Below are 23,030 nucleotides of genomic sequence, written 5' to 3' on the forward strand. Positions count from 1 at the left end.
TTCCCCGGTCGGCGGCGCGCTGTTCCGATGGTGGTGCTCAGCTCAAGATGTCCCGCATGAGCTGGGCGGTTTCGGACGGCGTCTTGCCGACTTTGACGCCGGCCGCTTCGAGGGCGACCTTCTTGGCGTCGGCGGTGCCGGCCGAGCCGGAGATGATGGCGCCGGCGTGGCCCATCGTCTTTCCGGGCGGGGCGGTGAAGCCGGCGATGTAGCCGACGACCGGCTTGGTGACGTTGTCCTTGATGAATTCGGCGGCACGTTCTTCGGCGTCGCCGCCGATTTCGCCGATCATCACGATCGCGTCGGTGTCCGGGTCGGCTTGGAAGGCCCGGAGCGCGTCGATGTGGGTGGTGCCGATGATCGGGTCGCCGCCGATGCCGACTGCGGTGGAGAACCCGAATTCGCGCAGTTCGTACATGAGCTGGTAGGTCAGCGTGCCACTCTTGCTGACCAGGCCGATCCGCCCTTGCGGGGTGATGTCGGCCGGGATGATGCCGGCGTTGGAGGCGCCGGGCGACGCGATGCCGGGGCAGTTCGGCCCGATGATCCGGGTCTTCTCGCCCTTGGCCACGTTGTACGACCAGAACGCCGCCGAGTCCTGCACCGGCACGCCTTCGGTGATCACGATGGCGAGCGGGATCTCGGCGTCGATGGCTTCGAGCACGGCGGCCTTGGTGAAGGCCGGCGGGACGAAGATGACCGACACGTCGGCGCCGGTCTCCTTGATCGCCTCGGCGACGGTGGCGAACACCGGGAGTTCGGTGCCGTCGAAGTCCACCTTGGTGCCGGCTTTGCGCGGGTTCACGCCGCCTACTACCTGGGTACCCGCGGCGAGCATCCGCTTGGTGTGCTTGGAGCCCTCACCACCGGTGATGCCCTGGACGATGACCTTGGAGTCCTTGGTGAGCCAGATAGCCATTAGTTCACTTCCCCGCAGCCGCGAGCTCGGCGGCCTTCTCTGCCGCTCCGTCCATCGTGTCGACCCGCGTGACGAGCGGGTTGTTGGCGCCGTCGAGGATGGCGCGGCCGGCCTCGGCGTTGTTGCCGTCGAGGCGGACCACGAGCGGCTTGGTGACGCTCTCGCCGCGCTCGGCGAGCAGGGCGAGGGCCTGGATGATGCCGTTGGCGACGGCGTCGCAGGCGGTGATGCCGCCGAAGACGTTCACGAAGACCGACTTGACGGCCGGGTCGCCGAGGACGATCTCCAGGCCGTTCGCCATCACCTGGGCGCTGGCGCCGCCGCCGATGTCGAGGAAGTTGGCCGGCTTGACGCCGCCGTGCTTCTCGCCGGCGTACGCCACCACGTCCAGGGTCGACATGACCAGGCCGGCGCCGTTGCCGATGATGCCGACCTCGCCGTCGAGTTTGACGTAGTTGAGGTTCTTGGCTTTGGCCGCCTGCTCGATCGGGTCGACCGCGGACTTGTCCTCGAGGGCCTCGTGGTCGGGGTGCCGGAAGCCGGCGTTCTCGTCCAGCGTGACCTTGGCGTCCAGGGCCAGCACCCGGCCGTCGCCGACCTTGGCGAGCGGGTTGACCTCGACCAGGGTGGCGTCTTCGGCGACGAACGCCTGCCACAGTTTCACCGCGATGTCGACGACGTGCTCGGCGACGTCGGCCGGGAACTTGGCGAGGGCGACGATCTCCCGTGCCTTGGCCTCGTCCACGCCTTTGCTGGCGTCGATGGCGACCTTGGCGACCCGGTCCGGGTCGGTCTCGGCGACCGTCTCGATCTCCATGCCGCCGGCGACGCTGGCGATGCAGAGGAACGTGCGGTTGGCCCGGTCCAGCAGGTAGGAGAAGTAGTACTCCTCCACGATGTCGGCCGTCTCGGCCAGCATCACCTTGTGGACCGTGTGGCCCTTGATGTCCATGCCCAGGATGTCGGCCGCGCGGGCCTCGGCCTCGTCGGCGCCGTCGGCGAGTTTGACGCCGCCGGCTTTACCGCGGCCGCCGACCTTCACCTGTGCCTTGACGACGACCTTGCCGCCGAGGCGCTCGGCGATGGCCCGGGCTTCCTGCGGGGTCTCGGCGACGCCGCCGCCCAGCACGGGCAGCCCGTGCCGTTCGAACAGGTCGCGCCCCTGATACTCGAACAGGTCCACGTGTCTCCTTTCGCTCGCGACGCCAGCGCCGGCAAGCCGCACCATTGCGTCCCGACCTGTTGTGTGCGCGGCGCGTCGCTCGTGCGCCGCCAGCGTGAGGATCGTCCGGCCACTCATGAGATGCCGAATGGCCTTCATCCGCAGACTAACGGCCTAATCGGGCTTCGTGCCCGCGCGGGTACACGGTGTGCAAGACCGCACACCGGAGGGACGAAATCGCTGCTCCGGGGCGGTTGGTGCGGCCGGGGCCGGAGTGTCTGCCGGGAGTTGCGCCCGGATCGGCGAAAAAGTCATGAGGACGCGCCGTAACCCGCCCGGTAGGGGGTCGTTGAGTGTGATGTCGGAGCGCTCAGGCGCCCCGCAAGGAAGCGGCCGATGCCCTGTCGGTCGAGGGGTGGCGGCGGGGCATCGCGCATAGAGAGGCCGGACGTGTGAGGGGTGCGTCCGGCCTCTCCCCTTGCGCTTGACCAGTTAATTCATCCGATCGGGACCGCTGATGTCGGCGCCGGCCCATTCGGCGATGAATTCCAGCGAAGCACCCGGTGTGAATAGTGCGGCTACGCCGAGTGATTGCAATTCGGTGATGTCATCCTCCGGAATGAGGCCGTCGCCGAATATCGCCGTGACGGCGGTGTCACGCTCCGCCGACAGTTCCGGCAACCTGCGAAAGCGGGCCCCGCAGCAGCCACCCGGGCGAACGGCGCCTGCGGGCCTCGAAGCGGAATAGTTGCCTGGGTCACATTACTTTCCGTTTCTTAAACCCCTACAGAGCGTTGAATCGACAGGGTTTGGAAAACGTAACCAATTCGGACAATAGCTGATCAATGTAGACCAGGAACTGTCACGAAATTGGCGCTGCGACTTGTGACGGGGCTGCCGTTTCGTTACCGTGGCCACGGCTGTCACACAGGTTCCCCCACAGCGACAGCCCGGCCGGTCACTTGTTCAACCCAATTCTCGGGGTCCGAACTTGTTCCGCGTCGCCGTAATGCCACTGACGGAGGATCCTTCGTGCGCCAGCGCTTGTCGTCTGAGCCCGATCGCTATCGCGGTCGGCGTCGCGTACCCACCCCTCCGCGCAGCCGCTACGCGGTCGTCGTCACTTCGGCATTCGTCGGCGCCGGTATCGTCGCTCTCGGAGCCTCCGCGAACCTTCAGGACAACAAGGCACTCGACCCGGAAGTCCTGCAGAGCCTGTCCCGTGGTTCCTCGGTCGCGACCGAGGCCCTGGAGAACCGCGCCGACGAAAGCGCTGCCTCCCGCGGTGAGGACCGTGGCGCCAACACCGAACTCAGCGCCGAAGAGGCCGCACAGGACGTCTACCTGCTGCCCCTCGACGAGTACGAGTTCACCTCCGGCTACGGGGTCCGGTTCGGCCAGTTGCACGCCGGGATCGACCTCGCGGCCTCGGACGGCACCCCCTACAAGGCGGTGCACGCCGGCACGGTGGTCCAGGCGAAGTACAGCGGCGGTTACGGCAACTCCATCACCATCCGGCAGGACGACGGCACCGAGATCGTGTACGCCCACTCCCGGCGGGTGCTGGTGAAGCAGGGCGACGTCGTCAAGGCCGGTCAGGTGATCGGCGAGGTCGGTAACACCGGTTACTCGTACGGCTACCACCTGCACCTCGAAGTGCACGCGAACGGCAATCCGGTCGACCCGATCACCTTCCTGCGCGACCGGGGTGTCGACATCAAGCTTCAGATGGAATCCGTCTACGCCGGGATCGCCGCGGCAGAGGCTTCCTGACCTCTCCCGTTACCCGCAAGGCTCGTCCGAAACCCGGAAACGCTCATCGGTTCCGCCCCGCCCGCCGACAGGTTAGGTGACAGCACCAGTCGCCCCCGGCCGGGAGGGAGCAGTCAGCGTGCGGCAGCAGTCCTCTTCCCGCCGCGTAGGCAGACACCGGCGCACGAACCCGCCGCTCCCGAGCAGTTCCCTGATCTCGCTGACCGTCCTGTGCGCGGCTATGGCCGCCGGTATCGGCAGTGTCGCCGCGTCGGCCTCCCCGATCGGCAGCGCCCGCGACAGCAGACCCAACCTGCCGACGGCCGCCCACGCACCCGCGACCCTGCCGATCGTCCCGCCAGCCGGCGACGAGGCACCCGGCAAGTGGTACCCCCGGCTCGACCCGATCCCCGAAAACGCGGGAGCGAACCGTCCGGTCGCCGCCCGGGTCCGGCTCAGGGCCCGGCCGCTACCGGCAGCACCCCGGTCTCGAGCGGCCCGGTCACCCGCAGCCCAGTGGGTGCATCCGAACCCCACCGCACAGATGACGTCCTGCTTCGGTCAGCGCTGGGGACGCTTGCACGCCGGTATCGACCTGGCCGCCCCGCCCGGCACCCCGATCCGGGCCGCCGGTGCCGGGGTGGTGGTCTCCGCCGGGCCGAACGGCGGTTACGGCAACGCGATCCTGATCGACCACCGCGACGGCTGGCTGACCCATTACGGTCACCTGGCGGTGATCACGGTCCAGATCGGACAGCGGGTGTCAGCCGGCCAGGTGATCGGTGCGGAAGGGTCGACCGGGCACTCGACCGGACCCCATCTGCACTTCGAGGTGCATCAGGGCCACTTCCAGAACCCGGTCGAGCCGACCGCGTGGATGCGCGCGCACGGAGTACCGATCCCCGGCTGCGCGATCGCTGCTCCTACAGCTTCTCGATCGGGGCATGACGGAGGATCAACCACATCGTCTGATCGCCGAAGTCGATCTGGACCCGCGTCCCCGGCCCCTGCCCCTCCACCGCCAGCACCCGGCCCAGACCGTAGCGCTGATGGTTCACCCGATCACCGGGATCCACCTTCGGCGCCTGTTTCATCTCGCTCGCGGTCGTGAGCTTGCTGGCGTCGATGCCGAGGCGATCGGCGATGCGCTGAGCCTTGGGTGTACCCCCGGCGAAGCCTCCGCCGCGTTGCCGGTCACCGCCACCGCCGCCGTGACCACCGCGGCCACCGACTCCGCCGCCGGTGCCGGACCAGGAGGTGTACGACCCGCCGGTGCGTTCCCACCGGACCAGTTCGGGCGGCAGTTCGTCGGTGAACCGGGAGGGCGGGTTGTACTGCGGCTGGCCCCACGCCGACCGGGTCACCGCCCGGGACAGGTAGAGCCGCTGCCGGGCCCGGGTGATCCCCACGTACGCCAGCCGCCGTTCCTCCTCCAGCTCGGAGTTGTCGCCGAGTGCCCGCATGTGCGGGAAGACGCCGTCCTCCAGGCCGCTCAGGAACACCACCGGGAACTCCAGGCCCTTGGCGGTGTGCAGGGTCATCAACGTGACCACACCCTGATTGTCCGGATCGTCGTCGGGAAGCTGATCGGCGTCGGCGACCAGCGCCACCTGCTCGAGGAACCCGGCCAGCGTGGCGACCTGCTCCTCCCCTTCCTCAGCCAATGACTCGACCCGCTCGGTGTACTCCCGGGCGACGCTGACCAGCTCCTGCAGGTTCTCCACCCGGCCCTGGTCCTGCGGGTCCAGGCTCTCCTCCAGCTCGCCGAGCAGACCGGACCGCTGCAGCACCGCCTCGAGGACCTCTTCCGGTGGGGCGGTCAGGGCCAGCACCCGCAGGTCGTCGAGAAGCTGTACGAAGTCGGTGATGCTGTTGACCGCCCGGGTGGAGATGCCCGGCGCGTCCTTGGCCCGGCGCAGCGCCTGCCCGAACGAGACCCGGTCCCGGTTGGACAGTGCCTCGACACACGCCTCGGCCCGGTCGCCGATGCCCCGTTTCGGGGTGTTCAGCACCCGGCGGATGCTGACGGTGTCGTCGTCGTTCACGATGGCACGCAGGTAGCCCAGCGCGTCGCGGACCTCCTTGCGCTCGTAGAAGCGCACCCCACCGACCACCTTGTACGGCAGGCCGACGCGGATGAACACCTCCTCGAACACTCGGGACTGCGCGTTCGTCCGGTAGAAGACGGCCACGTCGCCGGGCCGCACGTCGTGGTTGTCGGTGAGCCGGTCGATCTCGCGGGCCACCCAGTCGGCCTCGGCGTGCTCGGTGTCGGCCACGTAGCCGACGATCTGCTCGCCCGGCCCCTGATCGCTCCAGAGCCGCTTGGGTTTGCGGGAGGTGTTGCGGTCGATGACCGCGTTGGCGGCGCTGAGGATGGTCTGGGTGGAGCGGTAGTTCTGCTCCAGCAGGATGGTCCGGGCCTGCGGGTAGTCCCGCTCGAACTCCAGGATGTTGCGGATGGTGGCGCCGCGGAACGCGTAGATCGACTGGTCGGCGTCACCGACCACGCACAGTTCGCTCGGCTCGACCTCGCCGCCGGGCACCCCGACCAGCTCGCGGATCAGCGTGTACTGCGCGTGGTTGGTGTCCTGGTACTCGTCGACCATGACGTGCCGGAACCGGCGGCGGTACGTCTCGGCGATCAGCGGATTCGCCTGGAACAGGTGCACCACGGTCATGATGATGTCGTCGAAGTCCAGGGCGTGAGCCTCGCGGAGCCGGCGCTGGTACAGCTCGTACGCCTCGGCGACGGCCCGCTCGTTGGGACCCTTCGCATTGGCTTTGAACTCCTCCGGCTCGACCAGCTCGTTCTTCAGGTTCGACACCTGGGCGGCGAGGCTGCGAGCGGTGTACCGCTTCGGGTCCAGGTCCAGCTCGCGGGCCACCAGCGTCATCAGGCGACGCGAGTCGTCGGCGTCGTAGATGGAGAAGGTGCTCTTCAACCCGGTGTGCTCGTGCTCGGCGCGCAGGATGCGAACGCATGCCGAGTGGAACGTCGACACCCACATCAGCCGGGCGCGCGGCCCGACCAGCTGGGAGACCCGCTCCTTCATCTCACCGGCGGCCTTGTTGGTGAACGTGATGGCGATGATCTCGCCGGGATGCACGTCCCGCTCGGCCAGCAGGTAGGCGATCCGGTGGGTCAGCACCCGGGTCTTGCCCGAACCGGCGCCGGCCACGATCAGCAGCGGCCCCCCGGAGTGCGTGACCGCGTCTCGCTGCGGGCCGTTCAGGCCGGTCAGCAGCGACTCCGGGTCGAGCCGGCGGGGCGCCGGCCGTGGTGTCTCCGGCACCCGCACCGGCGGGAGGGAGAACAGGGCGTCGGAAGGTTCTGAGGTAGGTCGCATCGCCGAGCCAGTGTATGCCGACCCCCCGACAGCTTTATTCCGCCGACCAGCACCTTCATCCACGCCCGACGATTAATGTGTGGGCCATGCCTCTTTCCCAGCGAAAGCGCATCGTCATGTCGGTGGCCGTACTGGCCACGGTCGCCTTCATACCCTCGGCACCGGGTGCGGCGGCCGCGCCGCCGGCCGAGTTCGCCCCGGTAACCGCGTCAGTCGGCACCTTCGGGGGCGCCACGGTCCAGGGCCAGATCCTCAGTTACAACGACTTCCACGGCGCGATCGACCCACCGACCGGCAGCGGCGCGGTGGTCAACGCCGGCGGCACCAGCACGCCGGCCGGTGGGGTGGAGTACCTGGCCACCGCCTTGACGAAGCTGCGGGCCGGGAGCCCGCACACGATCACCGCCGGGGCCGGTGACCTGATCGGGGCGACGCCGCTGGTCAGCGCGGCCTTCCACGACGAGCCGACGATCGAGTTGATGAACCAGATCGGGCTTCAGGTCAGTGCGGTCGGCAACCACGAGTTCGACGAGGGGGTGGCCGAGCTGATCCGGATTCAGCGGGGCGGCTGCCACCCGGCCGACGGATGCCAGGACGGCGATCCGTACCGGGGTGCGAAGTTCACCTATCTGGCGGCGAACACCATCGACAAGAGGACGAAGCTGCCGATTCTGCCGCCGATCGACATCCGGTGGGTGAACGGCGTACCGGTCGGGTTCATCGGTATGACGCTCGAAGGCACGCCCGGCATCGTCAACCCGGCCGGGATCACGAACGTCACCTTCACCGACGAGGTGGTGACCGCCAACAAGTGGAGCAACCTGCTGCGGGCCTTCGGGGTGAAAGCGCAGGTGCTGCTACTGCACGAGGGTGGTTCGCAGGCCTCGGTCACCCCGACGCCGGGGGTCTCCGACTGCACCGGCTTCACCGGCCCGCTGGTGCCGATCGTCGCCGGTCTCGACCCGGCGATCGGTGTGGTGATCTCCGGGCACACGCACCGCTTCTACTCGTGCAAGCTGCCGAACAGCGCCGGGGCGGACACCGTCGTCACCAGTGCCGGCAGCAACGGCCAGCTGGTCACCGACATCGACTACACGCTGGACAAGCGGACCGGGAAGTTCGCCGCGATCACCGCGAAGAACGTGATCGTGGAGAACGGCGTCCCGGACGGCAACGGTGGCTGGCAGCGCGACGCGGCCGGCACCTACCTGAAGAACCCGGCCACTGTGGACGCCGCCGCCAAGAAGGTGGCCGACAAATACCGTACGGCGGTCGCGCCGATCGCGAACCGGCTGGTCGGCAGCATCAGCGCGGACATCAGCCGGACCACCACCGCGGCGGGTGAGAGCCCGCTCGGTGACGTGATCGCCGACGCGCAACTCGCCTACACCGGCGCGCAGATCGCCCTGATGAACCCCGGTGGCATCCGCGCCGACCTGGACGCCGACCAGTCCTCCGGCGGTGAGGCCTACGGGCAGGTCACCTACGGCGAGGCGTTCACCGTGCAGCCGTTCAACAACCTGCTCGCCACCCAGACCTTCACCGGTGCCCAGCTCAAGAACGTGCTGGAGCAGCAGTTCGCCGGTTTCGGTGGGCAGACCACGCAGCGGATCCTGCAGGTGTCGGCGGGTCTGACGTACAGCTGGAGTGCCTCGGCCCCGGCCGGGTCGAAGGTCAGCGCCCTGGCCCTGAACGGGACACCTGTCGACCCGGCGGCGAACTATCTGGTCACCACGAACGACTTCCTGGCCAACGGTGGTGACGGGTTCAGCAACCTGACGCTGGGCACCGGCCGGGTGACCGCGCCGGGCTTCGACGTGGACGCGCTCGTGGCGCACCTCGCCACCGGCCCGATCGCGCCCGGACCGGCGAACCGCATCTCCACCACGGCCTGATCAGGCCGGACTTTCGTCCCAACACTCGGGCGGTTTCCTTGCGGGACCGTCCGAGGCGGGGGCATACTCGGCTCGTGATCCAGCAGGCGCGATTTTTTACCTATGGCACCGGAGCCCCGGCAGCCGTAGGTCGCGCCTGAACCCCAGACCTACACCAAGCCCCGGGCTCTCCAGCTCGGGGCTTGATGCTGTCCGGGCCGGGGTGGCCGGGACGTCAGCACCTGAGGAGCACGACATGACCGCAGACGTGATGGACCAGACCACCGGCGCCGGTGAGGACGCGGCCGCGGCAAAGATCCGCGGCATCCGCGAGCGCATCAACGAGATCGACAAGACTCTGATCGATCTCTGGCTGGAGCGGTCAGCGCTCTCCCAGGAGGTCGGCAAGACCCGGATGGCCAGCGGTGGTACGCGTCTGGTGCTGGCCCGGGAGCGGGAGATCATCGAACATTTCCGGGAGGCGCTCGGCCCGGACGGCACCCAGGTCGCGTTGCTGCTGCTGCGTTCCGGCCGGGGCCCACTCTGAGCTCCCGGGGGGCTTTCCAACGCTGGAAGGCCCCTCGGGAGACCTCAGCGGATGCGGCGGATCTCCGCGAAGTGGCAGGCGCTCGGATGCGGTGACCGTTCCCGGATCTGCAGGATCGGCTCCTGTTCGCCGCAGACGTGCTGTGCCTTCCAGCAGCGGGTGCGGAACCGGCAACCGGACGGCGGGTCGGCCGGCGACGGGACGTCGCCCTCCAGGACGATCTGGTCGCGGTGGCCCCGCAGGCGCGGGTCCGGCACGGGCACGGCGGAGAGCAGGGCCTGGGTGTACGGGTGGGTCGGCTGGTCGTAGATCGCCACGTCATGGCCCTGTTCGACGATCTTGCCGAGGTACATGACGGCCACCCGGTCGGAGATGTGCCGGACCACCGACAGGTCGTGCGCGATGAAGATGTAGGACAGCCCGAAGTCGTCCTGCAGCCGTTCCAGCAGGTTGATCACCTGGGCCTGGATCGACACGTCGAGCGCCGACACCGGCTCGTCACAAACGATGATCTCCGGTTTGAGGGCCAGGGCCCGGGCGATGCCGATGCGCTGGCGTTGCCCGCCGGAGAACTGGTGCGGGTACCGGTTGGCGTGGTCCGGGTTCAGGCCGACGGTGTCGATCAGGTCCTGCACGGCGTGCCGCCGTTTGCCTTTCGGCACCGCTTCGGGGTGGATCTCGAACGGTTCCCCGATGATGTCACCGACGGTCATCCGCGGGTTGAGTGACGTGTACGGGTCCTGCATCACCATCTGGATGTTGCGGCGGGCCCGGCGCAGTTCGCCGCCTTTGAGCCGGAGCATGTCCTGGCCCCGTACCTCGATCGACCCGGCTGTCGGCTTCTCCAGCCCGACTAGCAGTTTGGCCAGGGTCGACTTGCCGCAGCCGGATTCGCCGACCACGCCGAGGGTCTCGCCGCGCCGTAATTGCAGGTCCACGCCGTCGACCGCCCGGACCGCGCCGTCCTTGCTCCGGCCCTTGGCCGCGAAGTGTTTGACCAGACCTCTGGTCTCGAGGACGACGTCACTCACCGAGGACCTCCCGGGAGAAGTGGCAGCGGGCGGTGCGGTGCGGTGCGATCGAGTACGCCGGGGGTGCCGGGTCCTGACGGCACGGGTCCTTGGCGTACCGGCACCGGGGGTGGAAGGCGCAGCCGGCCGGGATGTCGGTCAGTGTCGGCGGCAGGCCGTGGATCACGCTGAGCTGCTGGCCTTTGAGGTCGAGGCGCGGGATGGATTCGAGGAGCGCCCGGGTGTACGGGTGACCGGGTCGGGCGTAGATGTCGTACACCGGCGCCTCCTCGACGACCCGGCCGGCGTACATGACCGAGATCCGGTCGGCGACGTCGGCGACCACACCCATGTCGTGGGTGATCAGGATGAGGCCCATGTTGCGTTCGCGCTGGAGTTCGGCGAGCAGGCCCATGATCTGTGCCTGGACGGTGACGTCGAGCGCGGTGGTGGGCTCGTCGGCGATCAGTACCTCGGGGTCGAGGGCCAGCGCCATCGCGATCATGACGCGCTGCCGCATGCCGCCGGAGAACTGGTGCGGGTAGTCGCCGACCCGGCTCCGTGCTCCCGGGATCCGGACCTGGTCGAGGAGTTCGATCGCCCGGTTCTTGGCATCGCCGCGGGACATCCCCCGGTGCACCCGGAACAGTTCGGCGAGCTGGAAACCGACGGAGTAGACCGGATTCAATGCGGAGAGGGCGTCCTGGAAGATCATCGCGATCTTGTTGGCACGTACCTTCCGGCGTTGTCTCTCCGGCAGCTTCAGCAGGTCGACGCCGCGGTACCGGACCTCGCCCCGGGTGATGTAACCGGGTGGGCTCTCCAGAATGCCCATGACCGCCTGAGCGGTCACCGACTTGCCGCAGCCCGACTCGCCCAGGATCGCCAGGGTCTCGCCGGGGTTCAGCACGAAACTCGCCCCGTTGACGGCCTTCGCGACGCCGTCACGGGTGCGGAACTCGACGTGCAGGTCGTTGATCTGCAGCAGGGGCGCCCGCGGGTCGAGTCCCGGCAGAACGTCCACCTGCGCTGTGATGTCAGTCATCGGTCGGGTCACCGCAACTTCGGGTCGAAGGCGTCGCGGATGGCGTCGCCCAGCATGATGAAGGCCAGCACGGTGGCCGCGAGGAAGACGGACGGCCAGACCAGCGGGTGCGCCGCGATCCGGGCGTAGTCCTGGGCCTCGGCGATCTGCAGGCCCCAGCTGACGGCATCGCCCCTGAGCCCGACTCCGAGGTAGGAGAGGGTCGCCTCAGCGGCGATGTTGGTGCCCAGCAGGATGGTGAGGACCACGATGAACGAGGCGATCGAGTTCGGCAGGATGTGCCGGAACATCAGCCGGAGCGGGCCGGCGCCCAGCATCCGGGCCGCCGCCACGTAGTCCTGGCTCTTCGACGTGATCACCGCGGACCGCATCACCCGGGCCGCCGCGGTCCAGGTCAGCACACCCAGGGTGATGGTCACCGCGGTCACGCCGTTGTCGCCGGCTCCGGAGAGGCGGCCGGAGAAGACCACCGCGCCGAGCAGGAACGGAACGCCGAGCATGATGTCGGTCAGCCGGGACAGCACCGCGTCGACGATGCCGCCGTAGTAGCCGGCGGACAGGCCGAAGAGCAGGCCGAGCACCCCGGCGAGCAGCGTGGAGAGGATCCCCACCTCGATCGAGTTGCGGGTGCCGTACACGGTTCGGGCGAAGACGTCGCAACCCTGGAAGTCGTATCCGAACCAGGCGCCACCGCTGGGGGCCTTGTGCTGGTTGGACAGCGCGCACGAGGCGGGGTCGGCCGACGTGAACAGCGACGGGACGGCCGCCATCAGCAGGATCAGGACGACCAGCACGCCGGACACCCAGAAGATCTTGTTGCGGCGCAGGTCGGCCCAGGCGTCACCGGCCAGGCTGCGGGTCTTCACGGGGGCCTCGGCCGCGACGATCAGGGCGGGGTCACTCATAGCGGATCCTGGGGTCGAGGGCGGCGTAGAGCAGGTCGACGACGAGGTTCACGACCAGGAAGACGATGACGAGGACGCTGACGAATCCGACCACCAGCGGCCCGTCCTCGGTGCGGATGCCACGGGCCAGGTTGAAACCGACGCCGGGGATGTTGAAGACCTCCTCGGTGACGATCGCGCCGGACATCAGGCTGCCCAGGTCGACACCGATCAGGGTGATCACCGGGATCAGCGAGTTGCGCAGCACGTGCACCCAGGTGACCCGGCGTGCGGACAGGCCCTTGGCGCGGGCGGTCCGCACGTAGTCGGCCCGGAGGTTCTCCACCACGGACGTACGGGTCACCCGCAGCTGGGTGGCGACCACCGTGGTGGCGAGCACGATGGCCGGCAGCAGCAGCGCGTAGAGGGTGGCGTCCTTCGTCGTGGTCGCCGGGAACCAGCGCAGTTCCATGGCGAAGACCAGCTGGGCCACCGGGGCGAGCACCACGATCGGCATGGCCAGCAGCAGCAGGGTCATCAGCAGGGTGCCGTTGTCGAAGAGTCCGCCGCGCCGGATCGCCGACCAGACGCCGGCGGTGACGGCGATCAGGGCCGCGATCACGATGGCCAGCAGTGCCAGCCGCAGGGTCACCGGCCACGCCCCGACGAGCATGTCGGAGATCTCCCGGCCGGTCATCGACCGGCCCAGGTCACCGGTGAGCAGGCCTTTCATGTAGTACCCGTACTGGACCAGGAAGCTGTCGTCCAGGTGGTAGCGCTCGGTCAGCACGGCACGCACGCTGTCGGTGACCGGTTTCTCGCCCGCCAGCGCCTGGATGGGGTCGTTCTGATTGGCGAACATCAGCGCGAAGACTACGAAGGTGGCCCCGAAGAAGGTCAGGATCATCTGTAGTAAGCGCCGCACGATGTAGCGGAACATTCGGCTTCAGCCTCTTCGGCGACGGAGATCAGTGGAACGACAACACAGTAGTGGCGCCACGGTTGTCTGCTCCCGTGACGCCACCACTGTTCGAGCGATCAGATCAGGCGATCGTTTCGATCTCGTACAGGTTCACCTTCATGAACAGGTCGATCTCGACGTTCTGGACCCTCTCCGAGTATCCGTAGACGTTGTTCGAGAAGCGCAGCGGGATGAACGGCATCTCGTCGACCAGGATGTCCTCGGCCTGCTGCCACTTCTTGATCGCGGCCGCCGGCGTGGACGCCGCCGAACCCTGCTTCACCAGGGCGTCGAACCTGGCGTCGGAGAAACCGGAGAAGTTCGACGAGCCGTTGGAGCTGTACAGCGGGCCGAGGTAGTTCTCCATCAGCGGGTAGTCCATCGACCAGCTCAGCCGGAACATGCCGATCGGTTCCTTGGCCCGAGCCATCGCCTGGAGGTCGGCGAACTTCGCCACCGGGTTACCGACGCAGGTGACACCCAGCGCGGCGGTGATCTGGTTGCACGTGGCGTCGACCCAGGCCTTGTGGCCACCGTCGACGTTGTAGGTGATCTTGATCTCGGACGGGCCCCTGCCCTGCTTGTACAGCGTCTTGGCCTTGGCCGGGCTGTACTGGCAGGCCTCACCGCAGCTGTCCTCGCGGAAACCGGCGACCACCGGGGAGACGAAGGAGTGCGCCGGCGACCGGGAACCCAGGAAGATCTGGTTCGCGATCTCGTCCCGGTTGATCGCCATCGAGATCGCCTTGCGGACGTCCTTGTTGCTCCACGTGGAGTCGTAGACCGGGAAACCGAGCACGTCGAAGCCGGAGTTCTCACTCCGCTGGAACCGCTCACCGAGGTCGGCGGGAGCGCTGGACAGCGCCTCGATCGGGATGCTGGTCTGCACATCCAGGCTGCCGGTGACCAGGTCCGCGTACTCGGTCTGCTCGTCCTGGTAGATCTTCCAGGTGACGCCGTCGATCTTCGGGACCTTGCCCTTGAAGTCAGCGACCTTCTCCACGACGATCTGGTTGTCGTGCTCCCACTTGCCCTTCATCTTGAAGGGCCCGTTACCGATGACCTGCTCCGAGAAGCCTTCGACGATCACTCCGTCGGAGGCGAACGCGGCCTTCGGCAGCGGGTAGAAGACCGAGTAGGCGAGCACCGTCTTGAAGCTGGAGAACGGCGCCGAGAGGGTGACCTGGAACGTCAGGTCGTCCTTCTTCACCAGACCGGTGAGCTTGTTCGTCTTCGGGATCTCGGCCTTCAGCGGGCCGTCCTTGTCCGGGTCCTCCGGGTTCAGGGCCGCGTAGCCGGCGATGCGCTCGAAGAAGAAGCTGCCGGTCTGGGCGTTGGGCCCGTACGCGCCGTAGTTCCACGAGTCGATGTAGTTCTGCGCGGTGACCGGCTCGCCGTTGTGGAAGGTGAAGCCCGGCTTCAGCTTGATCGTCCAGACCCGGTTGTTCACGCTCGGTTTGATCGACTCGGCGGCGACCTCGACCGGCTCCTTGCGGGAGTTGAACTCGACGAGCGGGTAGAACAGCGAACTCAGCACCGTCGTGCCGTTGACGTCCGTGACATTCGTGGGCAGGAGGTCCGACGGCTCGGATAGACCGATCACGACCGTGTTGGAGTTGGCGGCCTCGTCGTCCGAGTCACCGCCGCCACAACCGGCGATCAACAGGGAGAAGGCGGCCAGTCCGGCCGCCAACTTCCACGGGCGTTTCCCGAGCATCGGGGGTGCCTCCTTCAGGGGCGCTCACGAGGGGGTGTGTGAGTAGCTGCCACTGTGACACAGAGACACGAAAACCCGGAGCCCCGTTATCAAGCCGATATTAGCCGCTTAAGCCGGAACAAGTCGTTTTCGTCGCTTCTGAGCTGGGAAAACTCCAAGGGGCTCTGATAACAGTACGGAGCGCAGCCTAGCCGAATGGCTTTGCCGGATCGAGACTGAGGGGTCAGACAAGACGCCGATCGGCGGCCCATCGTGACAGTTCGTAACGGTTACTCATCTGCAATTTGCGCAACACATTTGAGACGTGCGTCTCCACGGTTTTGATGGAGATGTACAGCTCTTTAGCGATCTCCTTGTATGCGTAACCCCGCGCCAGCAGCCGTAGCACCTCCCGCTCGCGGTTGGTGAGCTGATCCAGCTCCGGGTCGGCCACCGGCACATCGGGCCGCGAGGCGAACGCGTCGAGCACAAAACCGGCCAGCCGCGGGCTGAAGACCGCGTCGCCGTCGGCCACCCGGCGCACCGCGTCGGCCAGCTCGTCCGGCGAGATCGTCTTCGTCACATAACCGCGGGCGCCGGCCCGGATCAGACCGATCACGTCCTCTGCGGCGTCCGACACCGACAGCGCCAGGAACTTGACCTGTGGATGACTGCGGCGCACCGATTCCAGCACGGCACGGCCACCGCCGTCCGGCATGTGCACGTCGAGCAGGACCACGTCGGGCTGCACCGCGGCGATCCGGCTGATCGCCTCGCTCACGCTGCTCGCCTCCCCCACCACGTCGACGTGGGCGCCCAGCTCGGCACGCACCCCGGCGCGGAACATCGCGTGGTCGTCGACCAGGAAGACGTTCAGTCGCCGGGCCTCCGGCTCGATAACGGGCTCGGTCATCGCACAGACTCCTTACCGGCGGTCACGCTCTCCCGCGCCACGGGAAGCATGAGCCGCACCTCCGTACCGTCACCGGGGGCACTCCGGATCTCGGCGCGCCCACCATGGCGCTGCATCCGCCCGATGATCGACCCCCGGACCCCGTGCCGGCTCTCCGCCACGCCGCTGATCTCGAAGCCCGCGCCGCGGTCCCGGACGAAGACGCTCAACTCATCCTCCTCCACCTCGGCATAGAGCGAAACCGTCTGCACCCCGGCATGCCGGGCCGCGTTGACCAAGGCCTCCCGGGCCGCCGCGACGAGTGCCGCCACCTTCTCGTCGCATCGGGTGTCGCCCACCACGACGGTCTCCACGGTGATCGCGTAGGTGTCCTCCACCTCGGCCGCGGCCTGCTCCAGCGCGGCGGCGAACCGCTCGGTCGGGGAGCCGGTCGGCCGGTAGAGCCAGTTGCGGAGGCTGCGCTCCTGCCCGCGGGCCAGGCGCTGCACCTCCTTGATGTCGGTGGAGTTGCGCTGGATCAGAGCCAGGGTGTGCAGCACCTGGTCGTGGATCATCGCGGCCAGCTCGGCCCGCTCCTGCTCGCGGATGCGGCCCTCCCGCTCGGCCCGCAACTGCCCGAAGGTGCGCCAGACCAGCGGGGCGACCACCACACCGACACCGAGCAGGCCGACGAACGCGAAGATCACCCCGTTGAACACCGCACCGATCGACTCCGACGGCGAATAGACCGCGACCACGCCGATGATGCCGACCGCGACCAGGATGCCGCCGCCGATGAACCGGAACAGGAAGGATCGCCGGTCGTTCTCCGACACCATCGCGGTGAACCACGGGGTGGCCGCGAGGTTCTCCGAGCGCAGGTCACGGCGGGTCGGGTCGGACTGGTGCCAGATCACCCCGGCGCCGACCGCGATCACCGCGATCATCCAGCCGGCCGTGGTGGCCACCTGATCCTCGAAGACCAGGGCCTGCAGCAGGATCACGCCCATGCCGATGGCCGCGAACGGCATCAGGGCACCCAGGTCGCGGCTGGCCGGCTCCTGTTCGTCGGCCCGTGTCTCCTGGGGCAGCACCGCCCAGTAGGCCGCATAGAGCAACAGGCCCAGGGCGTTGAAACCGAGCAGGACGACGAGCGTGATGCGGACGGCCAGCACCGGGATGCCGAGGTGACGCGCCAGACCGGTCGCGACGCCGGCGACGATGCGCTGGTCGCGGGGCCGGTACAGGCGGCGCGCTTGTGGTACGGCAGCGGTGGTCACCCTTCGATCGTCACACGTGCGGCGGTCCCCGGCCACGGGGAAAGCCCCCCGGTCTCGGGGGCCGGATATCTCAGGGTGGCCTCAGGGTCGGTTCCGGAAGCGGCTCGGGTCCGGGCGCGAGCAGGATCGAAGGCATGAACGACCAAGCGCCCGGTGCCGGTCCCGTGAAGGGCGACCAGGCACCTTCCGACCAGCAGCCCGGCGGCTTCCCGCCCGGCTCCAACGTGCCGCCCTGGGTCTCGGCGGCCTCCGCGGCCTGGGACCGTCAGCAACTGGTCCGCCCCCAGCGGGGGCGCTATGTGGCAGGTGTCTGCGGCGCCATCGCCCGGGCGACCAACACCGACCCGGTGCTGTGGCGAGTGCTGCTCGCCGTGCTCGGTGTCCTCGGTGGCACCGGTGTCCTGCTCTATCTCATCGGCTGGCTGATCATCCCGTCCGAGGGCGACAGCGCCTCACCGGTCGAGTCCCTGCTCGGCAAGGGCCAGTCCGGCATGGCGCCGCTCTCGGTGGTGCTGCTCGGCAGCGGCGCCCTGCTGACGTTCGCCTTCATCGTCAACTCCGGCGCCCGGGCCAGCATGCTCGCCGCAGCCGTGGTCCTGGGCGCGTTCCTGCTGATCAAACGGGGCGGGACACCGTCGTTTCCGGCACCCCCGGCACCGCCCCCGCCGCCCGGTGCCACGCCGCCGGCCGAGGAACCGCCGGTGGCGTTCGTGGCGCCGCCCACGACCGCACCGGCCGGCGAACCGATGAACCCGCCTCCGGCGTACACCCCGCCGTTCGCCCCGCACGGCCCGTTCGCCGGGCCGACCCCGCCGCCCCCACCGCCGTTCGCGCCGAAACCGCCGAGGCCCCCGAAACCGCCGAAGGAACGCTCGATCCTCGGCCGGCTGACGTTCTTCGCGGTCGTGATGGTGACCGGCCTGGTCGGGGCGATCGACATGGGCGGCGCCGACGTCGGCATCTCGGTCTACTTCGCGGCGGCACTGGTGACCACCGCGCTCGGCCTGCTCGTCGGCGCCTGGTTCGGCCGGGCCCGGGGCCTGATCGCGCTCGCCCTGATCCTCAGCTTCGCCCTGGGCGTCTCGTCCGGCCTGGAACGCTTCGGCCAGGACTGGACCCCGAGCGTCTACCGCCCGGCCACCCTCACCGCCGTCGCCGATCAGTACGACTTCAACGCCGGCAACGTCACCCTCGACCTGCGGGCCGTCGACTTCGACGGTCAGACCCAGGACATCGCGGTCACCATGAAACTGGGCCAGCTCAAGGTGCTGCTACCGGACTCGGTGGACGCCACCGTCGACGCCGGTGTCGACGGCGGCCGGATGGTGCTCTTCGGTGACGAGTTCAACGACGGCTCGCACCACGAACTGACCGACGCCGGTGCCACCGGTACGAAGGACGGCAAACTCCTGATCAACATCCGGATGGAAGCCGGGAACCTGGAGGTGATCCGATGAAACCGCATCGCATGGACGGTGTCTCCCTCAGCTTCGGCCTGCTGTTCCTGCTGGTCGCTCTCTGGTGGGCCCTCTCCCAGGTGTTCACCCTGCAGCTCCCGGCGGTGGGCTGGATCGTGGCCGGCGGACTGATCTTCTTCGGCGTGGCCGGCCTGCTCGGGGCGATCCGTTCGGGCCGCCGCGAGGTGCCCGCCCCGATTCCGGCCGCCGCCACCGTCGAACCGCCGCCCGGCGACCTGCCGCCGGAGGTGCACGCCTCGATCGTCCGTGAACTGCTGGACGACCCGTCCGAGAAGTTCACCCGGGAGCACCCCGGCGAACACTGAGCACTCCGATTGCCCCGCCCGCGGGACGGACTCCGGCGGGCGGGGCAATATGCTCGACAGATGACCGCGTTTCCGAGTGTTTCCGTCGCGCCCGTCCCCGGCGTGGGTGCCCGGGCCGCCCGCGCCCTGACCGCCGAGTTCGCCCGGCAGAACGCGGCGACGTCCGCTCTGCTGGTCGGCGCCGACCACGCCTCGGCTGTGGTGGCCGCCGCCGTCGAGGCCCTGTTGCCCGGCGACACCCTCACCCTCGTGCCCGGTGCCGACAGCAGCACCGACCTGCTCCGGGGCCACATCACCGGCCTGGGCAGCTGGGTCGCCGACCGGGTGAAGGTCGTCGCGTCCCTCGACGAGGCCCAGCCCGCCGACGTGCTGATCGTCGGTGAGCCGCTGACCGGCACCGCCGAAGAGGCCCGCACCCGGATCGAGCAGCTCACCAAGTACCTCGCCGACGGCGCCGTGCTCTCCGTCGCCGTTCCGGCCGGCCCCGGCCGCACCCAGGGCGCCGCCGCCGAGCTGTTCCGTCAGGGCGCGCTCTTCGGTGTCGGCTCCGACCTGGTGGTCCGCAACCAGCCGCCGCTGCGGGTGCACAAGCTGCGGTTCAGCCCCGCCGAGGTGTCGGCCGCCACCACGCTGGCCCCCGCCTACCGGACGTCGAGCGTGCCGGTGACCCGCGCCATGCACATCGACTCCAACGGTGTCGCCGCCGCCGGGATCGCGCTCGGCCTCGCCGTCCTGGCCCGCCGGGCCCGGCCGAAGTCGAAACTGTGGCTGCTGCCGGCCCTCGCCGCCGCCCCCGTCGCCGCGTTCTTCCGCGACCCGGAACGCGACGTCCCCGGCGACCCGTCGGCAGTCATCGCCGCCGCGGACGGCAAGGTCCTGTCGGTCGAGCGGCTGCGCGACGAGCGGTTCGGCGAAGGCGAGTTCCTGCGCATCGCGGTCTTCCTGTCCGTCTTCGACGTGCACGTCAACCGCGCCCCGGTGGCCGGCCGGGTGGCCGACTACTTCGTCGAGGAAGGCGGCTACGCCAACGCCGCGACCGCCGCCGCCGAACACAACGTGGCCGCCTACACGGTCCTCGACACCGAACACGGCACGGTCGTCGTCGCCCAGCGCACCGGCCTGATCGCCCGCCGCATCGTCCAGCGGGCCCCCGTCGGCACCCTGCTGGCCAAGGGCGAGCGTTACGGCCTGATCCGCTTCGGCTCCCGCACCGACGTCTACCTCCCCGCCGACAAGGCCGAAGCCCTGGTCAGCGTCGACGAACGAGTAGTCGGCGGCGCCACGGTGATCGCCCGCTGGAAAAACTGACCCACCCGAAGAACCCCTTTTCCGGTACGCCACACCACAGCCCCGCACCCACCACGCGAGGTAGTCCCCACCCCGGACCGCCCCGCGACCGCCGGGCCGAATGCGGTGCTCAAGGTAGAGATGTGGTGGGGCTCAGCTCCGCTGAGCCCCACCACACACCAGCCCCAAAGCCCCCCACCACTCACCATCAACCGCCGCACGCCAGGCAGCCCCAGCCTTCATGCGTGGCAGGTTGCGGTTCATCTCGCACCCCAACACACCACACAGCAACGGCACCGCCTATGCGTGCCGCGTTGCGGCTCGCATCGCACCCCAACACACCACACAGCACGGCACCGCCTATGCGTGCCGCGTTGCGGCTCGCATCGCACCTGGAGTCACCGTGCGGCCGGCGCGCTGCAGGGGTGTGGTGAGGGACGCATTCGGCCCGGCGGTCGCGGGGCGGCCTGGACGGCGGGAACGCCTCGCGGGGTCGGGGCGGGGCTGTGGGCGGGCGTACCAGAAAAAGAAAGCCGCCTCTCCGGAGAGAAGCGGCTTTCCTGTGTCGGGCGGGGTCAGGCTCGTTTGGCTCGCATCCACAGGACGGGGCCGCTGACCAGGTACGTCGCGACGATCAGGACGAACGTCATGCGCGGGTCGATCAGGGCGCCGACGATCGGGAGCAGCCACAGCCACGGCGGCAGCTTCATCAGGCGGGCCAGCTTGGCGTAGGGGAAGCTGGACACCATCGCGAAAGCGAGCAGCGTCACACCGGCCAGCTGCACCATGCCGGGCAGCGGAAGGCCGATCAGCACCATCAGCGCCAGGACCGCGGCGGTCATCGTGGTGGGGACGCCGCAGAAGAAACGGCCGTCCTTCGGGGAGACGTTGAAGCGGGCCAGGCGGATGGCGGCGCAACCGGCGACCAGGGCGGTCGCGATCGCGGCGGCGGCCGGTGGGACATCCCCGGCGAGAGACGCGTAGACGACGACCGGTGTGGCCAGGCCGAAGGAGCACATGTCGGCCAGCGAGTCCATCTGCGCGCCGAACGGGCTGGCGACCCCGAGCTTGCGGGCCAGGGCACCGTCGAGGCCGTCGAAGACGACGCAGGCGACCAGGCAGGCGGCGGCGAGCTGCACCTGACCGTCCATCGCCAGGAAGATCGCCAGCAGGCCCAGGGCCAGGCTGGACAGGGTGCAGGCGTTGACGAGAGCGAAGCTCGCACGGCGGGACATGGTGCGCTCACCGGGCAGCAGGGGAATGGAAGCCGACGCCGGGTCGATCTCGGCGACAGTCGCGTCCATCGGAACGCCGGGGGCGGGGATCGTGATGGCCCGCACCGGGTCGGCGCCGACGTGCAGCACCTCGGCCCGGGTCGCGGTGGCGGCCCGGCCGGTCTCGGCGGAGCGGCGGCCCACCCGAACCATCAGGGCTTGCCGCGCGAGGGACCCGCCGCGGCGCAGCCGGCCTGCCCAACGACGCCCGGCAGGACGAGGACTATCCGTCGTTCGACGCCGGCGCCAAGGGGAACTCGGCACGTGCTTCCTCCATGGAGCTAGGTGTTCCGCCGGAGTCTGACGAGCCCAGCGAAATTGCGGGTTACACCATCGCACAGCCGGACGGCCTTGGCGAGAGGCGAACCGAACGCCGGTATCGTTCCCGGCGCCGCTCGTCGGATGTCTCCTCGGCCTTCCGTACGACGATTTTAGCCCGCCTGGGCCAGTGCATCCCGCGCCACTTCAGTGAGACGCAGGTTGCGTGCCTCGTCGGCGGTGAACCAGGCGGCTCGTGCGGTGGACCCACCAGCCGCCTCTGTGACCGCCGCGGCAACCGGTTCCTCCACACTTACCCGATACACGACCCGAATCACATGCCAGTCGAGTGGTATGCCTTCGGGCCCGACGGCGGACGGGTTGTAACTGTGCGAGATCCCGGCCAGTCCGGTGATCCGGCCGAGCTGGGACGTCTCCTCGTACAGTTCCCGGGCCAGGCCCTGCTCCGGTGTCTCGCCGAAGTCGGTGCCGCCACCGGCCAGGTGCCACTGTCCGGCGCCGGGGAAGCCGTCAGCGATCAGGGTCAGCATGACGCGGCCGGCCGGGTCGGTGGCCAGCGCGTACGCGCCGAACCGCTGTACCTGCGCGGGCCGCTCGGGTTCCCCGAAGGGCCCCTCGATGACGGCGGCCTCGAACGGGACGCCGAGCACACCGGCCGCGAACGGCAGCAGCGGGTGTGCGGCCGGGTCGGCCCATGCGGCGAGGTCGCTGGTGCCCGCGGTCTCCGGGCGGAGGGTGCCGCCGGTGACCTCGACGTCGTAGACGATCCTGTCGGTGTGCTCGATCGAGTCGTCGGGGAGCCGGGCCAGGTCGGCGAGGACGGCTCGGACGCCGGTGATCCGCACGTCGAGGCCGGTCTCCTCGGCGAACTCCCGGACGACGGTGTCAGCCGGGTGCTCGCCCTGGTCGATGCCGCCGCCGGGCAGCGACCACACTCCGGGGAAGGCGCAGTCCGCCGAACCGCGGGTGAGCAGCACCTGACCGCCGGTGGAGCGGCAGACGCCGTACGCCGCCGCTCGTCTCCTGATCTTCACC

At 69.0% G+C, this 23,030-nt stretch carries 19 protein-coding genes and 1 pseudogene; 7 read left to right on the plus strand and 13 right to left on the minus strand.

Features of this window, described 5'->3' with window-relative positions; translation table 11 throughout:
* Positions 1–37: 37 nt before the first annotated feature.
* The 3 genes from sucD to BLU81_RS29715 form a co-directional block, all read right to left on the minus strand.
* Positions 38–919 (minus strand): succinate--CoA ligase subunit alpha, encoded by an 882-nt coding sequence (gene sucD / locus BLU81_RS29705; RefSeq protein ID WP_092548543.1) that lies wholly within the window; start codon positions 917–919, stop codon positions 38–40.
* Positions 920–923: 4 nt separating this feature from the next.
* Positions 924–2,102, minus strand: a complete 1,179-nt coding sequence (sucC, locus tag BLU81_RS29710; protein WP_092548546.1) for an ADP-forming succinate--CoA ligase subunit beta — start codon at positions 2,100–2,102, stop codon at positions 924–926.
* Positions 2,103–2,573: 471 nt separating this feature from the next.
* Positions 2,574–2,762: a hypothetical protein gene (locus BLU81_RS29715; RefSeq protein WP_092548549.1), complete on the minus strand. Its 189-nt coding sequence runs from the start codon at positions 2,760–2,762 to the stop codon at positions 2,574–2,576.
* Between the two features lie 351 nt (positions 2,763–3,113).
* On the opposite strand from BLU81_RS29715, the gene BLU81_RS29720 reads away from it, so the two are divergent.
* Entirely contained in the window at positions 3,114–3,854 is a 741-nt protein-coding gene (locus BLU81_RS29720) for a M23 family metallopeptidase (RefSeq protein ID WP_092548552.1), read from the plus strand.
* Positions 3,855–4,377: 523 nt separating this feature from the next.
* Positions 4,378–4,668 (plus strand): annotated as a pseudogene (locus tag BLU81_RS50940) (M23 family metallopeptidase); the annotation flags it as partial.
* A gap of 88 nt (positions 4,669–4,756) precedes the next feature.
* Here BLU81_RS50940 and pcrA read toward each other — a convergent pair.
* Complete coding sequence (pcrA, locus tag BLU81_RS29730; protein ID WP_231953579.1) at positions 4,757–7,183, minus strand: DNA helicase PcrA; 2,427 nt, start codon at positions 7,181–7,183, stop codon at positions 4,757–4,759.
* A gap of 86 nt (positions 7,184–7,269) precedes the next feature.
* Between pcrA and BLU81_RS29735 the strand changes: the two genes are divergently transcribed.
* Together BLU81_RS29735 and BLU81_RS29740 are read left to right on the plus strand one after the other, a co-directional pair.
* Complete coding sequence (locus BLU81_RS29735) at positions 7,270–9,078, plus strand: bifunctional metallophosphatase/5'-nucleotidase (RefSeq protein ID WP_092548555.1); 1,809 nt, start codon at positions 7,270–7,272, stop codon at positions 9,076–9,078.
* A 235-nt stretch (positions 9,079–9,313) separates the two neighbouring features.
* Entirely contained in the window at positions 9,314–9,604 is a 291-nt protein-coding gene (locus BLU81_RS29740) for a chorismate mutase (protein WP_092548557.1), read from the plus strand.
* Positions 9,605–9,648: 44 nt separating this feature from the next.
* Here the strand turns inward: BLU81_RS29740 and BLU81_RS29745 are convergent, their stop codons facing one another.
* The 7 genes from BLU81_RS29745 to BLU81_RS29775 all read right to left on the minus strand — a co-directional run bounded on the left by BLU81_RS29745 (position 9,649) and on the right by BLU81_RS29775 (position 17,372).
* Positions 9,649–10,635, minus strand: a complete 987-nt coding sequence (locus BLU81_RS29745) for an ABC transporter ATP-binding protein (protein ID WP_092548560.1) — start codon at positions 10,633–10,635, stop codon at positions 9,649–9,651.
* Positions 10,628–11,659 (minus strand): ABC transporter ATP-binding protein, encoded by a 1,032-nt coding sequence (locus tag BLU81_RS29750; protein WP_092548563.1) that lies wholly within the window; start codon positions 11,657–11,659, stop codon positions 10,628–10,630. Before BLU81_RS29750 ends, BLU81_RS29745 begins: the two co-directional genes overlap by 8 nt.
* A gap of 8 nt (positions 11,660–11,667) precedes the next feature.
* Entirely contained in the window at positions 11,668–12,564 is an 897-nt protein-coding gene (locus tag BLU81_RS29755) for an ABC transporter permease (RefSeq protein WP_092548566.1), read from the minus strand.
* Positions 12,557–13,483: an ABC transporter permease gene (locus BLU81_RS29760; RefSeq protein WP_092548569.1), complete on the minus strand. Its 927-nt coding sequence runs from the start codon at positions 13,481–13,483 to the stop codon at positions 12,557–12,559. Before BLU81_RS29760 ends, BLU81_RS29755 begins: the two co-directional genes overlap by 8 nt.
* Before the next feature lie 103 nt (positions 13,484–13,586).
* On the minus strand, positions 13,587–15,221 hold the full coding sequence (locus BLU81_RS29765) for a peptide ABC transporter substrate-binding protein (protein ID WP_092548572.1): 1,635 nt from the start codon (positions 15,219–15,221) through the stop codon (positions 13,587–13,589).
* Between the two features lie 223 nt (positions 15,222–15,444).
* Entirely contained in the window at positions 15,445–16,113 is a 669-nt protein-coding gene (locus BLU81_RS29770) for a response regulator (RefSeq protein ID WP_092548575.1), read from the minus strand.
* Complete coding sequence (locus tag BLU81_RS29775; protein ID WP_092548578.1) at positions 16,110–17,372, minus strand: ATP-binding protein; 1,263 nt, start codon at positions 17,370–17,372, stop codon at positions 16,110–16,112. The genes BLU81_RS29770 and BLU81_RS29775 overlap by 4 nt, the downstream gene beginning before the upstream one ends.
* A 134-nt stretch (positions 17,373–17,506) precedes the next feature.
* Between BLU81_RS29775 and BLU81_RS29780 the strand changes: the two genes are divergently transcribed.
* Genes BLU81_RS29780 through BLU81_RS29790 form a run of 3 tightly spaced genes read left to right on the plus strand, consistent with a single transcriptional unit; the run spans position 17,507 to position 20,463 of the window.
* Positions 17,507–18,829: a PspC domain-containing protein gene (locus BLU81_RS29780; RefSeq protein ID WP_092548580.1), complete on the plus strand. Its 1,323-nt coding sequence runs from the start codon at positions 17,507–17,509 to the stop codon at positions 18,827–18,829.
* The gene (locus BLU81_RS29785; protein ID WP_092548583.1) at positions 18,826–19,155 is read left to right on the plus strand and encodes a hypothetical protein; all 330 of its coding nucleotides are present in this window, start codon (positions 18,826–18,828) and stop codon (positions 19,153–19,155) included. The genes BLU81_RS29780 and BLU81_RS29785 overlap by 4 nt, the downstream gene beginning before the upstream one ends.
* Before the next feature lie 60 nt (positions 19,156–19,215).
* Positions 19,216–20,463, plus strand: a complete 1,248-nt coding sequence (locus BLU81_RS29790) for a phosphatidylserine decarboxylase (RefSeq protein ID WP_092548586.1) — start codon at positions 19,216–19,218, stop codon at positions 20,461–20,463.
* Positions 20,464–21,017: 554 nt separating this feature from the next.
* On the opposite strand, the gene BLU81_RS29795 is transcribed toward BLU81_RS29790, so the two are convergent.
* Both BLU81_RS29795 and BLU81_RS29800 read right to left on the minus strand, forming a co-directional pair.
* Positions 21,018–21,980: a CDP-alcohol phosphatidyltransferase family protein gene (locus tag BLU81_RS29795; RefSeq protein ID WP_373873263.1), complete on the minus strand. Its 963-nt coding sequence runs from the start codon at positions 21,978–21,980 to the stop codon at positions 21,018–21,020.
* 167 nt (positions 21,981–22,147) lie between these two features.
* On the minus strand, positions 22,148–23,029 hold the full coding sequence (locus BLU81_RS29800) for an NUDIX domain-containing protein (RefSeq protein WP_092557837.1): 882 nt from the start codon (positions 23,027–23,029) through the stop codon (positions 22,148–22,150).
* Position 23,030 lies beyond the last annotated feature (1 nt).

Source organism: Actinoplanes derwentensis, assembly GCF_900104725.1.
In the GTDB taxonomy this organism is placed as follows: domain Bacteria; phylum Actinomycetota; class Actinomycetes; order Mycobacteriales; family Micromonosporaceae; genus Actinoplanes; species Actinoplanes derwentensis.